The organism is Acinetobacter sp. LipI_15 (assembly GCF_058242865.1).
In genome coordinates, this window is sequence record NZ_JBZAYN010000001.1 from 519,395 (window position 1) to 533,999 (window position 14,605).

Annotated in this window: 15 protein-coding genes; 7 read left to right on the plus strand and 8 right to left on the minus strand. The window is 42.3% G+C overall.

Translation table 11 applies throughout. From position 1 onward, the window contains the following. Positions 1-45 precede the first annotated feature (45 nt). Positions 46-360 carry a rhodanese-like domain-containing protein gene (locus tag AC4CU0_RS02540; RefSeq protein ID WP_078194202.1) on the plus strand — a complete coding sequence of 105 codons (315 nt, stop codon included), beginning with the start codon at positions 46-48 and terminating at the stop codon, positions 358-360. A gap of 34 nt (positions 361-394) precedes the next feature. Here the strand turns inward: AC4CU0_RS02540 and mnmC are convergent, their stop codons facing one another. From mnmC to AC4CU0_RS02560, 4 genes are read right to left on the minus strand one after another with little or no spacing between them, the layout of a single operon-like run. Beyond that, positions 395-2,350 carry a bifunctional tRNA (5-methylaminomethyl-2-thiouridine)(34)-methyltransferase MnmC2/FAD-dependent 5-carboxymethylaminomethyl-2-thiouridine(34) oxidoreductase MnmC1 gene (gene mnmC / locus AC4CU0_RS02545; protein ID WP_490742379.1) on the minus strand — a complete coding sequence of 652 codons (1,956 nt, stop codon included), beginning with the start codon at positions 2,348-2,350 and terminating at the stop codon, positions 395-397. A 37-nt stretch (positions 2,351-2,387) separates the two neighbouring features. After that, positions 2,388-2,903, minus strand: a complete 516-nt coding sequence (locus tag AC4CU0_RS02550; protein WP_078191313.1) for an SH3 domain-containing protein — start codon at positions 2,901-2,903, stop codon at positions 2,388-2,390. A gap of 5 nt (positions 2,904-2,908) precedes the next feature. Then, entirely contained in the window at positions 2,909-3,211 is a 303-nt protein-coding gene (locus AC4CU0_RS02555) for a YciI family protein (protein ID WP_078191312.1), read from the minus strand. A 28-nt stretch (positions 3,212-3,239) separates the two neighbouring features. Continuing rightward, on the minus strand, positions 3,240-3,851 hold the full coding sequence (locus AC4CU0_RS02560) for an inner membrane-spanning protein YciB (protein WP_078191311.1): 612 nt from the start codon (positions 3,849-3,851) through the stop codon (positions 3,240-3,242). Positions 3,852-3,895: 44 nt separating this feature from the next. Between AC4CU0_RS02560 and AC4CU0_RS02565 the strand changes: the two genes are divergently transcribed. Further along, the gene (locus AC4CU0_RS02565; RefSeq protein ID WP_490742380.1) at positions 3,896-4,747 is read left to right on the plus strand and encodes a PHP domain-containing protein; all 852 of its coding nucleotides are present in this window, start codon (positions 3,896-3,898) and stop codon (positions 4,745-4,747) included. A 409-nt stretch (positions 4,748-5,156) separates the two neighbouring features. Here AC4CU0_RS02565 and AC4CU0_RS02570 read toward each other — a convergent pair whose 3' ends face one another. Continuing rightward, entirely contained in the window at positions 5,157-6,068 is a 912-nt protein-coding gene (locus AC4CU0_RS02570) for a bestrophin family protein (protein WP_078191309.1), read from the minus strand. Between the two features lie 75 nt (positions 6,069-6,143). Then, positions 6,144-6,845 carry a RadC family protein gene (gene radC, locus AC4CU0_RS02575; protein ID WP_490742381.1) on the minus strand — a complete coding sequence of 234 codons (702 nt, stop codon included), beginning with the start codon at positions 6,843-6,845 and terminating at the stop codon, positions 6,144-6,146. A gap of 112 nt (positions 6,846-6,957) precedes the next feature. On the opposite strand from radC, the gene coaBC reads away from it, so the two are divergent. Continuing rightward, positions 6,958-8,229: a bifunctional phosphopantothenoylcysteine decarboxylase/phosphopantothenate--cysteine ligase CoaBC gene (gene coaBC / locus AC4CU0_RS02580; protein WP_180063973.1), complete on the plus strand. Its 1,272-nt coding sequence runs from the start codon at positions 6,958-6,960 to the stop codon at positions 8,227-8,229. A 390-nt stretch (positions 8,230-8,619) separates the two neighbouring features. Continuing rightward, positions 8,620-9,141, plus strand: coding sequence for a hypothetical protein (locus tag AC4CU0_RS02585; protein WP_490742382.1), 522 nt, complete (start codon positions 8,620-8,622; stop codon positions 9,139-9,141). A 119-nt stretch (positions 9,142-9,260) separates the two neighbouring features. On the opposite strand, the gene dusA is transcribed toward AC4CU0_RS02585, so the two are convergent. After that, entirely contained in the window at positions 9,261-10,292 is a 1,032-nt protein-coding gene (gene dusA / locus AC4CU0_RS02590; protein ID WP_490742383.1) for a tRNA dihydrouridine(20/20a) synthase DusA, read from the minus strand. A 284-nt stretch (positions 10,293-10,576) separates the two neighbouring features. Here dusA and AC4CU0_RS02595 point away from each other — a divergent pair, with 284 nt between their 5' ends. The 3 genes from AC4CU0_RS02595 (at position 10,577) to AC4CU0_RS02605 (ending at position 13,332) form a co-directional block, all read left to right on the plus strand. Continuing rightward, positions 10,577-11,992, plus strand: a complete 1,416-nt coding sequence (locus AC4CU0_RS02595; RefSeq protein ID WP_490742384.1) for a methylenetetrahydrofolate reductase C-terminal domain-containing protein — start codon at positions 10,577-10,579, stop codon at positions 11,990-11,992. A gap of 187 nt (positions 11,993-12,179) precedes the next feature. After that, the gene (locus tag AC4CU0_RS02600; protein ID WP_168378786.1) at positions 12,180-12,590 is read left to right on the plus strand and encodes a hypothetical protein; all 411 of its coding nucleotides are present in this window, start codon (positions 12,180-12,182) and stop codon (positions 12,588-12,590) included. Between the two features lie 97 nt (positions 12,591-12,687). Continuing rightward, complete coding sequence (locus AC4CU0_RS02605; protein ID WP_180059445.1) at positions 12,688-13,332, plus strand: HEPN domain-containing protein; 645 nt, start codon at positions 12,688-12,690, stop codon at positions 13,330-13,332. Positions 13,333-13,386: 54 nt separating this feature from the next. Here the strand turns inward: AC4CU0_RS02605 and AC4CU0_RS02610 are convergent, their stop codons facing one another. Then, positions 13,387-14,583: an MFS transporter gene (locus AC4CU0_RS02610; protein ID WP_490742385.1), complete on the minus strand. Its 1,197-nt coding sequence runs from the start codon at positions 14,581-14,583 to the stop codon at positions 13,387-13,389. Positions 14,584-14,605 lie beyond the last annotated feature (22 nt).

Genomic DNA, 14,605 nt, shown 5'->3' on the forward strand with positions numbered 1-14,605 from the left:
TTTTCTTCATTTGCCAAGTGTTGTTTACATCAAAAGGAGTGCGCAATGATCCGTAAACAAGAAATTACAACATTTGAGTTCCCAGAAGACTCGATTATCTGGGATGTTCGCGATGCAAGTGCTTATGCTGAAGCACATGTGAAAGGTGCGGTTAACCGACCGATCAACGCATTGTCATCAGATGCACTGACTCAGGTGTCAACGGATCAACCCATTTACATTTTATGTGGTGGCGGAAGTAAAGCTCCACGTGCAGCAGAGTTACTAGAGGGTTTTGACAGCTCACGTGAATATGTAATCTTAATGGGCGGCACGCGTGCTGCTCGTGATGCCGGTCTTCCTTTGGAACAAGGGAAATGAGATCGAATCAAAAAAAGCGCCGAAAGGCGCTTTTTTATTGCAGGTTATTTTTTTGAGGTGGAGATGACGGCATCTGACCCTGAAAATAAGGCTTCTTAGTTTTTTGTTTGGCTTTGGCGCGTCGTATAAAACGTGCTGCATGAATTTTATCGAGTAGCTGTGTTGGAATAGGGCAGGCTTCTTTTAAGACCAGCGCGGCAATGATTTCACTACAGAGCGGGGCATACAAGAAACCTTTAGAACCGAGTCCACTACAGCTATAAATTTGCTGATCTTCATGGACTGCACCAATTACTGGGAAAAAGTCTTTTGTCTGTGCGCGAATTGCGGCACGTCCTTGCCATTGCTCAATCGGTGCTAAGGTTTTGGCAAAGTCGGGGAATACACTGTGGATAAGTTCATAGTTATGCACATGATCTTCTGTGAGAACGTCGGTGTCATCACGGCCGGGATAAAATGACGCGCCCATAATCATCTGTTCGGCATCCAGTTGCATACAATAGCCCCCATAACTATAGGCGGTATGCATATCCATTTGTTGAGCTGGATTGTTCAACCAACTGACTTGTCCACGAATGGCACGCAGTTCTGGATAATCTGTTTGTAGCTGCATGCTCTCACGTGCAGCACAGAGAATGACATGCTCGGCAGATGGAAGCTGCTGATCCTGTGTAAATAGCGCAACGCCATTTTGTTGCTGCTCAATGCGTTGAATATCTGCTTGTAACAATTCAATGTGTGGATGTGCCAAGATTTGGTCACGAAGCTGATGTGGACTGACTGCGCCTGCTTGTTTGAGGAGCAAGGTTGGAAATGCTGAGGCTAATTGATTTAGCGTGCCTTCTTCAGCAGCTAACACCTCTGAAGGATAACTTTGAGCTAACTCAAGGTGTTCTACTTTATTTTTTAAAATAGATTGGTGAATCTGTAAGGGACGAAATGCCTTGAAGTTTTGATAATGCTTGAGTGCATATAACCAACTTAGGGTCATTAGATGTTCAGCGCTTTGTTCAATTGGACAGAGTTTAGGGTTGAGTAGGGCAAGAGGATTACCCGACCCACCGCTGAGTGGTGCTGATTTCTCGTAAATACGCACTTGATGCCCACGTTGAGCAAATGCCCACGCACAGCTTAAACCAGCGATGCCAGCGCCAATAATCGCGATTTGACGGGGCTTATGTCCTAGAGCGATTTCAGGATTTTTTTTTTCGTCTAAAGTGGGTATGTCCGCAACTTCGGATTGATCATCTGAACTTTCAGGTGAGAGCCAAAAGGCTTTGAGCATTTCACGTTTATGTGCAAAGCCACGTGGTCGTGTAATAGTAATGCCATGTTCACGTAAGCCGCGTTTGAGTACACCGGCCACACTAAATGAGGCGAAGGTCGTCCCAATGTCCGATAGACGCACGATATTTTTGAGTACGTTTTCTTCCCACATGTCAGGATTACAGGCAGGTGCAAAACCGTCCAAGAACCATGCATTGACTGTAGCAGTTTTTGCCATGACCGGAAAAACGTCGTGTGCATCGCCTAACCAAAGATCAATCGAAAAACGTTCTTCTGGAAAATTGAGTCGATGACATCCAGCAATAGGTTCAGGATATTGCGCAATCAGTTGCTGTGCCAATGGCTGTAATTCAGGCCATGCATTTAATGCACGAATGAGATCTGCTTTAGATAAAGGGAATTTTTCTACAGAAATAGCATGTAGATGACTGTGATTATTTGGACGAACCTGTTGCCATAATTGCCACAAGGCCAAAATATTTAAGCCTGTACCAAAACCTGTTTCGCCGACACTGAAATATTCAAAATCAGTCAGTGCCGCAAGGCGAGTGTCGAGGTCATTCCCTTTTAAAAACACATGACGTGTTTCGAGTAGGCCATTGTCCTTCGAAAAATACACATCACCAAACTGTTTAGACACTGGAATATCAATGCCATCGATCATTTGCCAATCGAGATCGGCAGTCTGAATTGCACCTGACAAAACTCAAGCAACCTTTAAATTGAAGTAGAAAAATGAATTACCATTGACGACGACGTTTGGTATAGACGTAACTGGCCAACAAGAAACCTAAAATCACGCCAACACCAAGTGTGGTCCCGCCGTATAAAAACATCTGCGCGCTACGTTCACTTTGCAGCACTTGTACTTGTACGCCCAAGCTATCATTTTTAAGTTGTAATTCTTGGTTTTGCGCCAAGGCTTCAAGGTTAGCTTTTTCTAACTGTTGTAAGCGTACTGATTGGTCTTTGACCATCGCTTTGACTTTGGCATCTTGCAGCGCTTTATTTTTTGCCAATTGCTCAATGGTCAATGGATTTGCATCTTGAGGTTGACCATTGGGATTGACGGTTGCCGCCACTTTAATGATGCCCGGTTTATTGGCAGGAATAGTATGCGGCACAGGATTGGGAGGAGGTGTTGCAGTCGTTGCTTGAGCAGCAGGGGCTACAGCAGGTGCAGGAGCCGGTTCTTCAGCCCATGCAGTTGAACAAATTAAAGATAAGCCCAGTAAACTAGAAACAACGACGCGCATGAACCTTATCCTTTAGGAAATGCTTTGTTAAATGGTTTGACATCAATTTGGCCATAAACCCCTTCTTTGAGGAAAGGTTCATCTGCCAACCATTGGTCTAGGGCTTCACGACTATCAAAATCGACAATGATCGTACTGCCATAAAAACCAGCTTGCGGGTTTGCCGGATCTTTAGGCATCGCACCTGCAACAATCAGACGACCTTCATCATCAAGTTTTTGTAGACGTTCAAGATGTTGAGGACGAACCGCAAGGCGCTTTTCCACTGTACCTTCATTATCTGTACAGCTTACGACGAATAATGGCATGACTTTTCCTGATTTTTGACCGAATGGATTATTCTGAGGTCTTAAAGTATTTACGTAATACAATAAACTGAATAATGATAAAGGAAAACATCACGATCATGTCACCAAAAGCAGTGAATTCACCCCAATATTTTCCGTCTGCAAACAAATAAGCGAAAAAGGTGTGTAAACATGACATCACCACGAACATTGCAGCCCATGCATAGTTCAATCGTTTCCAACCGACAGCGGTTAAATTTAAGACTGGACCAAATAAACGTTCGATGAGTGGTTTCTTATCTTTACTAAATAGTGGAGAAAGTAAAAACGCGCCAGCAAATACCAAGTTCAGTAAAACGGCTTTTAAACGAATATAAAAATCATCGCTTAGCATCAGGGTAATACCACCAAAAATCACGGTCATGAACAACACAATCCATTGTTGTTTATCTAGACGGAATTTTTGCATGACAAACAATGCACCATAAACCACAAGCATGGAAATGATGAGACCTGATGTTGCCACAAGAATGTTATTGTTATCGACACCCCCAGCAGAACCAATCAATTGTAATAATGGGTGCTGCGTATCTTTTGGATCTACAGTTTTATATAAATAAAAGAAAATAATGAGTGGCACAAAGTCTAAAAGTGCTTTCATGTTAGAGTATCTAAATCTGATCAAATAAATGACATAGTATAGAGATGCAAGGCGTAGATTTACATACACACAGTAATATTTCTGATGGTACTTTGTCACCAGAGGCTTTGGTGCAGGCCGCAAGTGCTATTGGAATTCATACGCTGGCTTTGACTGATCACGATACGATGGACGGATTGTTGGCAGCAGAGCAGGTCGCGCATGAATTAAAGCTGCAATTAATCTCTGGCGTGGAGATTTCCAGCCAGTGGTCGAGACCTGCGACCAAAAAAAGTTATGGTGTGCATATCGTCGCTTTAAATATGCAAAATCCTGCGCTCTTACGAGCCTTATTAATGGATCAAAAGCGTATTCGAGCGGAACGTGCTCGGCAGATTTGTGACTTATTGATACCGTTAATTGGTCAAGATATTTATTGCGATGTGATTGCTAAAGTCGACCATATACCAGATCGGGTGACACGCACGCATATTGCCAAAACTTTGGTGGAAAAGGGGGTAGTTTCACGTCCACAACAAGCTTTTGATAAATATATTAAAGAAGGCAAAAAAGCCTTTGTAAAATTTGAAGGTCCGAGTCTTGCTGAAACTATTGAGGTGATTCATGCCAGTGGTGGCTTTGCAGTGTTGGCGCATCCGACGCGTTATGATTTATCTGCGACCAATATTCGTTATTTGATCGAAATCTTTGCAGAAGCGGGCGGCGATGCGGTGGAATTACCACCGGCAATTGAGCCATTATCGACTCGTCAAATGGTGGATCGCATGATTGCTGCCTTTAACTTAAAAGTTTCTGTTGGCAGTGATTTTCATGGCGACAATATGCCATGGATTAAACTCGGCAATATCCCTCGAGTGAAAGAAGGGCAAGTTGGAATTTGGGAGAGCTTTGCTTAAAGCCGTTCTCTAAGATTTTCCTTACTTAGAGATGTTAGGCACATAAAAGTAATTTTGAATTTTTAAAAATCATTTTGAGTCGATTCGACGGAGTCTTGCATCTAGAGATTGAATAAAGGGTTAGCCTTCGGCTGGAGGTACTTTTGTTTCGGCAAAAGTACCCAAAACCATTGTCATCCGCAAAACTCGATCATTACCTTCAAATTATTCACAGTATTGCAAAAACATTTTTGATTAGAAGTAGTCCTGACTCAAACACTTGCGGATGACCTTGCCGCGTATCGTTCTTTTATTTAAATCAAATTACGCTTCTGATCTTGCTGCGTACATCAATTGCTTACATATCTTCGAGGTATAAAAAAAGTGTACGGCAAGGTTATGTAAGCGAGGGTTTAGACGCATGGACCAATTAAAGTAAATTATGATCTTTGGCTTGAATCGGTGGTGGAGTGGGTTTGCCTAAAGTTCCAAGTAGTTCAATTTCAATGGTTCGTACCATCGAGTCCAATGGAAGGTCATTACTCTGTGTGCCGAAGGGCTCCTCAATCTCTGAACTCAGCGCATCTAAGCCTAAAAAGGTATAGGCCAAAATCCCCACCAAAAGTGGGGTCGCAAGACCTAAAGTAGAACCCAAGCTAAAGGGCAAGACAAAACAGAAAAAATAAACAGTTCGATTCAGCAAGACCGAATAAGCAAACGGTAATGGCGTGGTGGCAATACGGTCACAGCCGGTTTGTACGGTACTGAGCTCCATCACATGCTGATTCATCTGGGTATAAATAATATCTGAAATTTCACCATCTTTAAGCGCTTGCATCAGCTCCCATTGAATCAAACTCAACGTGTACTGCGGTGCATTGGCTTGTTGGTATAGTTGGGTGATGGCATTCGCGCTCATGCCGCTGGTTTCAACCAGTTCAGTGGGATTGGCAGTTTGATGGCGGAGTCGGTCACGTAAAACGTTGGCAAAGACGATTACATGTTGAATCACACGTTCACGACGGCCTTGACTGAGTAAACGGCAGTCACGGTCAAAATGGCGTGCATTGGCAATCAAAATGCCCCATAAACGCCGAGCTTCCCACCAACGGTCATAGCAGGCTGAGTTTTTAAAGCCCAAGAAAATCGACAGCACAACACCGATCAGGGTAAAGCCGACCAAAGGAAATTCGGTAAAATGGAAGATATCGACATAGGATAAGCCGCCCACAATGGCAGACAGCAACATAACGATCCCGAGCGGCGGTAAAACCTTAGGTAAAATCGTTCCTCGCCAAGAAAATAGCAGTTTAAAAATACTCGGTTGGTCACGGACGATCATGTTCGAATGATAATTTCTAGTTTTAAAAAATTATGATGATCTTCGGGTTTGCTCAAGCACTTGTCAATAACTGTTTCATGCAGATGAGTGTGCTTGGAGCAAGCCATGTTCAGCAAAGGAAAAACTCCCTTCTGTTGAGATAATACAATGATCGATCAGTCGAATTTCCACCAGCTGACAAGCCTGCTGAATGAGTCGAGTCAATTCAAGATCGGCAGCAGAAGGTTCTGCACGACCGAAAGGATGATTATGTGCAATGACAATACTGCTGGCATGTTCAGAAATGACATAACGCAGCAGTTGATTGATGGAAATTTCACAGGTATTGAGGCTGCCATAAAAAAGTTTTTTAAAGTTTATTTTTCTTAAATGCGCATCTAGACAAAGCACGCCAAAGACTTCTTGACGTTCCGATAAAAATTCAAAGCGAAGAAAGTTTTGCAATTGTTCAGAATGTTGCAAGTGTAAGGCTTCATTTTGAAAATGTTGACTCACATAGCGTTTACCGAGTTCTTTTACCGCCATGAGCTGCGCATATTTACTGTTTCCGATGCCATGAAACTGGCGCAAATCCTCAAGTGACGCATTCATTAGCGCTTGCAACTGACCAAAATGTTGGATCAGGAGTCGTGCGAGTTCGACAGCAGAGTGCTGCTGGGAACCAGAGCGTAGGAAAATAGCCAGTAGCTCAGCATCTGATAAACTTTGTGCGCCTTGTTGAATCAGGCGCTCACGTGGGCGCTCTTGTTCAGGCCAATTTTTAATTGAATTATTCATTATTCTTAGACTTTTTTATTATCAGTCAATCGGCTTTTTCACAGCAGATTGTTGGGTCAGTGCATATTTAATGCTATTGTGAGCGCCACTGCAACAGATAGGTAGCCTGTTCGTGAGCTTTGATTTAAGTGTAATGCCCACAAAAAATATTCTTTTAGGTGTCACTGGTGGTATCGCAGCCTATAAAAGTGCCATTCTTGTCCGTCGATTAAAAGATGCCGGATTTGATGTGCGCGTGGTGATGACTCAAGGCGCGCAAGCCTTTGTGACCCCGCTAACATTTCAGGCGCTTTCAGGCAACCCTGTGCATACAGAATTACTCAATCCCGAAGCAGAAGCGGGTATGGGGCATATTGAATTGGCACGTTGGGCTGATTTGGTATTGGTTGCTCCTGCAAGTTGCGACACGCTGGCAAAATTTGCGGCGGGTTTAGCAGATGATCTTCTTTCGACACTTTATCTTGCGACAAAAGCACCCGTCTGGGTTGCCCCTGCGATGAATCAGCAAATGTGGGCAGCCAAAGCGACACAGCGTAATTTAAATACACTGGTTGAAGATGGCGTACATGTGATCATGCCCGATGCCGGTTCTCAAGCCTGTGGAGATGTGGGCTTAGGACGTATGCCTGAGCCAGAAGATTTGGCGGATCAAGTAACGGCCTATTTTCATCAAGCACAGCGAGCTATTGCTGAAAAATTCGGCATGCTTGCAGGCAAACATGTGGCGATTACAGCAGGTCCTACACGCGAGTCGATAGATCCTGTGCGTTATATTTCTAACCACAGCACAGGTAAAATGGGGTTCGCACTGGCAGCGGCTTGTTATGCGGCTGGGGCTAAAGTAACGCTGATCGCAGGACCTGTCAGTTTAGATACACCAAATGGTGTGCGACGGATTAATGTGCAGTCTGCAATTAAAATGTTAGACACCAGTCTGCAAATGTTGGATGAAGGCTGTGATATTTTTATTGCAACAGCAGCCGTTGCGGATTATCGCGTGGCAGAAGTTGCAGAGCATAAAATCAAAAAAGCTGGCGATGAACTCAATGTGGCTTTAATTAAAAATCCAGATATCGTTGCAACGATTGCGCAGCAGTCAAAACGTCCATTTATGGTTGGATTTGCTGCCGAGACACGCAATGTCGAGGAGTATGCCGCAGGCAAACTTGTGGCAAAAAAACTCGATATGATCGCTTGCAATGATGTTTCACGTAAAGACATTGGTTTTGCTTCAGACGAAAATGCCATGACCGTGTTCTTCGCCGATCAATATCAAATGGAAAAGCGTGATTTAGAGAAGGCATCAAAACAAGAAATTGCACAGCAATTGGTGGAAGCCATACATGATGCGCTACATCATGAGCCTGAAACGGACGATGAATAATCTCAGTTGATGCCTTAAAAATCCCCGCAATGTTCGGGGATTTTTTATGGCGCTTTTATGATGTTTTGTTTAAGCCTATAAATTGAATAAATCACAATAGGATCGGTTTCATGTTGAAACCTTGACGGCTAGGAAGCCACTACCAAAATGGTCATTTTCAACAAAAATATGTCAGCAAGAGACCAAGGCTGTCAGTGTTTTAAAACAGTAAAAATGCAATTTAAGTGATTGATATCAAAATTAAATATAAAATTGAGAAATCTTGATAATTTGGCTTGTACTGTGTGTTTTATTGGCTATTATGAAGCAAACAATGAGGAATGTTTGGATCGGAATCTGTGATCGGTCTGACTTTTTCATCAAGAATAAATGCATCATGGGGGATGCAATATGTTTCGATGGCTCACCATTTTTTTACTGTTGAGTTTGGCTGGTTGTAGTTATTTTGTCTCGACAGATGAATTATCTCGGCAGATTGAGCAGCAGATGCAGCATGAGTTTGATCAGAATCCAGATTATCGGCAGTACCATTTACGGATTCAAAATATAAAAGTATTAGAACGTAAGGGATTAAGTTTTAAGGCTCAGGCGACGTTGCAATACGATGGTCAGCCTTATACTGTTTTGGTCGATATTTACAAAGATTTGCAAGGTTATGCATGGAAAATAGATGAAGAACAATTTGCCTTCATTGACGAAGCTGAAATTGCAAAATATCAGGCGCAGTTAGATCAAGAGTTGAATCATTTGGTTGAAGAATTGGAACAACCAACCGAAGAAATTGAACCTGTTAAATCGACGCCTGAGAGTTACGTGGGTTTGCGTGAGGAAGAAGATCCATCCGATTATCAATGGACTGGCTATGATGATGAACCTTTTCCCAAAGGGAACATTACGGTCAATAGTCATTGAGCAATGATGTGACTGTTTAGATGATTTAGCTGAGTTGTGACGATGTTGCCAAACACGTACTTTGTGAGGCATGACGCATAAAAAAGCCCGCAAAATAGCGGGCTTTTACTTTTAGAAGATTATTCTTCTAAAACGACTTTCGGATGATCACGTAAATAGTCTTCTGTACGTTGCATTGCATCTTTAATATTTTGGATGGCATTTTCCACATCTGCAAAGGTTTTGGCATTGCCACCACTTAAAGCCTGACGCCATTTTCGAGCACCTGGTAGATTTTGGAATAAACCTAAAATATGACGGGTAATGATAGAAAGCGGCGCAGCTTCTTCCATGCGTTTAGCAATATACGGTAGCATCTGATCGATAATATCGAAACGGTTGGGTAATTCGAGATCCCAAAGCTGACCGATCTCAGCCAATAAATACGGGTTGTGATAAGCCTCACGGCCAATCATCACGCCATCAACATGTTGTAAATGTTGTTGTGTTTCAGCAAAGGTTTTCACTCCGCCATTAATTTCGATCAATAAATTTGGACGTTCTTGTTTCAGACGATAAACATCTTCATAACGTAAAGGTGGCACATCACGGTTTTCTTTTGGCGACAAACCTTGCAGCAGGGCAATACGAGCATGCACGATAAAATTGTTACAGCCAGTCTTTGCAACCGTATCAACAAAATGCAGCATTTCTTCATAAGACTGCATGTCATCAATCCCGATGCGGTGTTTCACGGTCACTGGAATATCAACAGCATTTCGCATTTCAGTAATACATTCTGCAACCAAATCAGGCTCTGCCATCAAGCATGCGCCAATTTTATTGTTCTGAACGCGGTCACTCGGACAGCCGACATTGAGGTTTACTTCATCATAGCCCCAGTCCTGTGCCATCTTGGTACAGGTCGCTAAATCTTTAGGATTTGAACCGCCAAGCTGTAACACAATCGGGTGTTCTTCGTTGTTATAGTCCAAATGACGATTCGCACCGCCAAATAAAATCGCACCTGTGGTGACCATCTCGGTGTAGAGAATCACATTAGGGTTAAACAAGCGTGCAAAGAAACGATAGTCACGAGTCGTCCAATCCATCATTGGCGCAACACTGATTCGTGGTTGAAGTTTATTTTCAATGGGTTGGAGATCAGTCATTAAAAAAACACGCCTTAAAAGAACAAGATGGAAGAACGAAATGGAAAATGGTGAAGAAATACCAAAAGCTGTCTGAAATACGATGAAAAAAACCGCATTTCAAGACGCGCGCAATATTAGCATAAATTGTGGTTTGGGGCATGGTCTTGCTAGCGTGACATATTCAAGGTCAGGCTAGAAAAAGTCGGAAGTGTGGCTTAAGTAATTTAAATTTTTATGTGATTAATCTATAATTTTATAAACTTTATTGTATGGTTTCTCAGCAGATTTAACTGCCTGCCTTTATGTCTTTATTTTCCCAATATCTATTGCAACGCCAGTTTTGTATCTCGTTTGAATATCTAACGACGCAAAAAACGCATCTGGTCCCAACGACATTTGCAGGCTTTCCTGTGTGCATGACATTGGCTGACCGAGTACAAAGTGACACGGATATTGCTCCTTTAGAAGCAATGCAAGACTACCCTCAAAGCAAAGAAAAAATTCTGCATTATTCGGGGAAAGGTCGAGATATCTCAGATTTTCAAACTTTTCTGAAAGATGCTCAGCAGCACGGGGTAGAGAATTTACTTTTGCTCAGTGGTGATAAACTCAAGCAGCATCAGGATGGGGCAAATGATCCGACTCTACGGAGCCGTTATTTAGAGTCGGTCAATCAAGTCATGGCAGCCAAAGACTATGGCGGGTTTTATTTAGGGGTAGCATTTAATCCTTTTAAATATGCAGAAGCAGAAAAGGATGCGCAGTATTTTAAACTGAATAAAAAAATTCAAGCTGGCGCTGACTATGTGATTACACAGTTGGGCTTTGACATGGATGTGTTGAGCAGTTACCAACACTATATGCAGCAATACTATCCACATGTACCTGTATTGGCTTGTGTCATGCCTCTGACATTTACCCGTGCCCGCTTTATGGCCAAGCAAAAAGTCGCAGGCATCGTGCTTTCAGCAGATGTATTAAATTTTTTGCAACAAGAACAGCAAACTGATGCCATACAAGCTGAACAAAATGTCTATGCTCGCTGTGCCTTACAAATTTTAATGTGTCAGCAATTGGGCTATGCAGGGGTTCATTTATCGGCTTGCCATAAAGCAGAAGAACAAGAGAAGTTGCAAAAAGCAATTCTGCAATTTGCCACATTAACGTTTGAACAATGTTTAGCAAAATGGAAAATACTTTGGCGCTCTAGTGTCGATGTGAACTTCCACCCGACGGGCGCAAATAACCATAAGGCTCCAGTTGAACAAGTTTTGAAATATAAAAGTATGCATATCATGCATGAGTTATTTTTTAGTTCAAAACTGGCCAAAGGAGCGGGATCTTATATTTTTGCGGCCAAATTATGGCAAAAACCGAAAGCTGATGCAGCCTTGCTGAAAACAGAATTTATCAGTAAACATGGCATCGTGGGCTGTGAAAGTTGCGGACAATGTCGTTTAGGTGAAACCTTATATATTTGTCCTGAAACCTGCCCAAAAGGATTAGCCAATGGACCCTGTGGTGGCTCCAACCTTGACCGCTGTGAGTTTGAAGACCGTGAGTGTATACACTCGGTCAAAGCGCGGTTGGCGAAAGCCGTGGGTCAAGAAAAAATGCTGAAGCAAGAGCTCATCCCTACCGTTGCAATTGAAACTCGCCACAGTAGCTCTTGGAAAAACTGGTTCGTTCCACCAACTTCGTCACCAGCAGAACAATAATTAACTTAAAGCATTATTCAGTCTGAAACATTCATAAATGTGAATCTTTCAAGCGCTAATCATTCTAAAAATCAGACGAATAGTCGTATAAAAAAATGAAAAAGATGAAAGAAACAATTAAGATCAACAGCAGATGAAAATCAAAAATTAAAAATAGAAATTTGAAAAATTTGGGGGATACCACATGATGAAAAAGACCTGCTTAGGATTAGCGTTGGTTTTCACATTGTCAGGCACAACAGGCTGTTCTGTTGTTATGGCAAGCAAGCAGCCAAACAAGAAAAATACCGAAATGATTCAACAAGGGCTGTCTCGTAACTTGGTGATTGCTGAATTTGGCGCACCGATCACCTCTGAATATAAAAATGGCAAACGCTATGAAATTTATACTTTTACCCAAGGTTATTCGACTGCCAGTAAAGTCGGACGTGCGTTTTGGCATGGTGCAGCAGATGTGGCGACCGTGGGGTTATGGGAACTTTTAGGAACACCTGCCGAATCCGTTTTTAATGGAAAGAAAATGTCTTATGAATTGATTTTTGATGAAAATGATCTGTTAGAACGTTATACCTATCTCACACAAGATGAAACCAAATAGTTGAATACAGAGATATTTTGATTGCATGCCGGTAAACAATTGCGCTAAGTTCAAATGGTAGAAAAATAAACGAATTATCCATTGGAATTTAGCAGGCATGATGCTACTTGAAGAAATATTCAAAAGTAAAAAGTCGGAACATACCGACCAATTTAATTTACGCATTCATCGAGGTTTAAGTTGGCTGAAAAAGTCGATTGATCTTCAAGATGATCTCGATTTGCAATTTATCAGTTTGTGGGTGTCCTTCAACGCAATATATGCGCAAGACTTACAGATTGCTCAGGACAAGCAAAGCTTAAGGCAGTTTTTATATGTGATTTGCCAAAAGGATGCAGAGCATAAAATCTATAATATTTTATGGGAGCGTTTTAGTCAGCCGATACGGTTGTTTTTGGATAATCCCTATGTTTATCAGGGTTTTTGGGATTATCAAAATCAAAAAATTAGCCATGACGCATGCAAAGAGGGCTTGGCGCATGAAAAACAGAAAGTACTACGCGCGCTTAAAGAAAAAGATTCCGTTGATATTTTAATGGTGCTGTTCAATCGCATGTATACGCTACGCAATCAAATGGTTCATGGCGGCGCGACCTATAAAAGTTCGGTCAATCGGAAACAACTTCAAGATGGCTGCACAATACTGTCAGCACTCTTACCAGTATTTATGGTGATTCTTTTGGAAAATGCAGAAACCTTGGATTTAGGCAAACCCTTTTATCCTGTGGTGCAAGTCAGTTAATTTCAAAAAAATAAAGCCACAGTAATGTGGCTTTAGAGTAATGATCCATACAGTTCATTGTGGATATTTTAGTTGCCGCGCAGTATAGAGTTGATCGATCAAGACAAAAAATCCAGCAACAATGACTAAGGCAATCCCTGTCATGCAGGTGGTGGTCCAGCCGCCATGATGCCATGCAAATACGCCCAAAGCTGAACCACATGCACCACCGACAAAATAAAAAGTCATGTAAATTGAATTGATTCGAGAGCGTGCAATAGGGTTGAGTTGGAAAATAATATTTTGATTACAGCTATGCACCATTGCCAAACCTAGATTGATTAAACCATAGCCCAAAATATAAAAAGCAAGAGATGATCCACCCAAATACAGCAGTCCCCAACTGAGGGCTAAGATGCTGCAACCGAGCCAAGTTAATTTTCGGTTAAAGCCAAAATCTGCCCAACGGCCAATCCACTGTGTTGAAAGGGCACCAAACACACCAACTAAAGTCACGACACCGACCCAAACATCGGCCAACTGAAAAGGTGGCTCAGTCAGTAACATGGCAATGGTGGAAAATAGCATACTCATCGCGGCAAAGACACAGCCCCCAATCAGAGATCGGAAAATTAACCGTGGCTCATGTTTGAGTAATGCGCCCATTGACTGGAAAACTTGGCTGTAGGGCATCCGTGTGATGCTGACCACAGGCAGACGCTTTTTGAGTAAGACGGCTAACACCAACATCAAGAGCGCACTGAGGATGTAAATCGATTTCCAATGAAACAGATAGGACAATAAGCCAGAGAGACTGGTCGATAACAGAATGCCGACCAATAACCCACTCATTAAAAAGCCAACAACTGCCCCAATTTTTTCAGGTCGTATCGCAACAGTGACCAAAGGGATAAGAACCTGAGCAGCCACTGAAAATAGCCCCGTGATAATGGTTCCTGCCCAAAGCATGTATAGATTGGTCGAAAAAGCACAGAGGGCTAAACCGACAGTCGCACCAAGCATGAGTAATGGAATAAATTTGGCTTTATTCACAATATCGCCAATCGGCACAATAAACAGTAGACCCAAAGCATAAGAAATTTGCGCAAAGGTGACGGTTAGCGCAACTTCAGATTGTGGAATTTGAAAGCTCTGTTGGATAGAAGCCACTAAAGGTTGGCAATAATAATTGGCACCCGCACATAAACCACATGCAGCAGCCATAAGCCACAACAGGGTTTTATCATGGCTAATGTCGATCGAGGCTTTCATAAATTGTCCAGATATTGGGCGG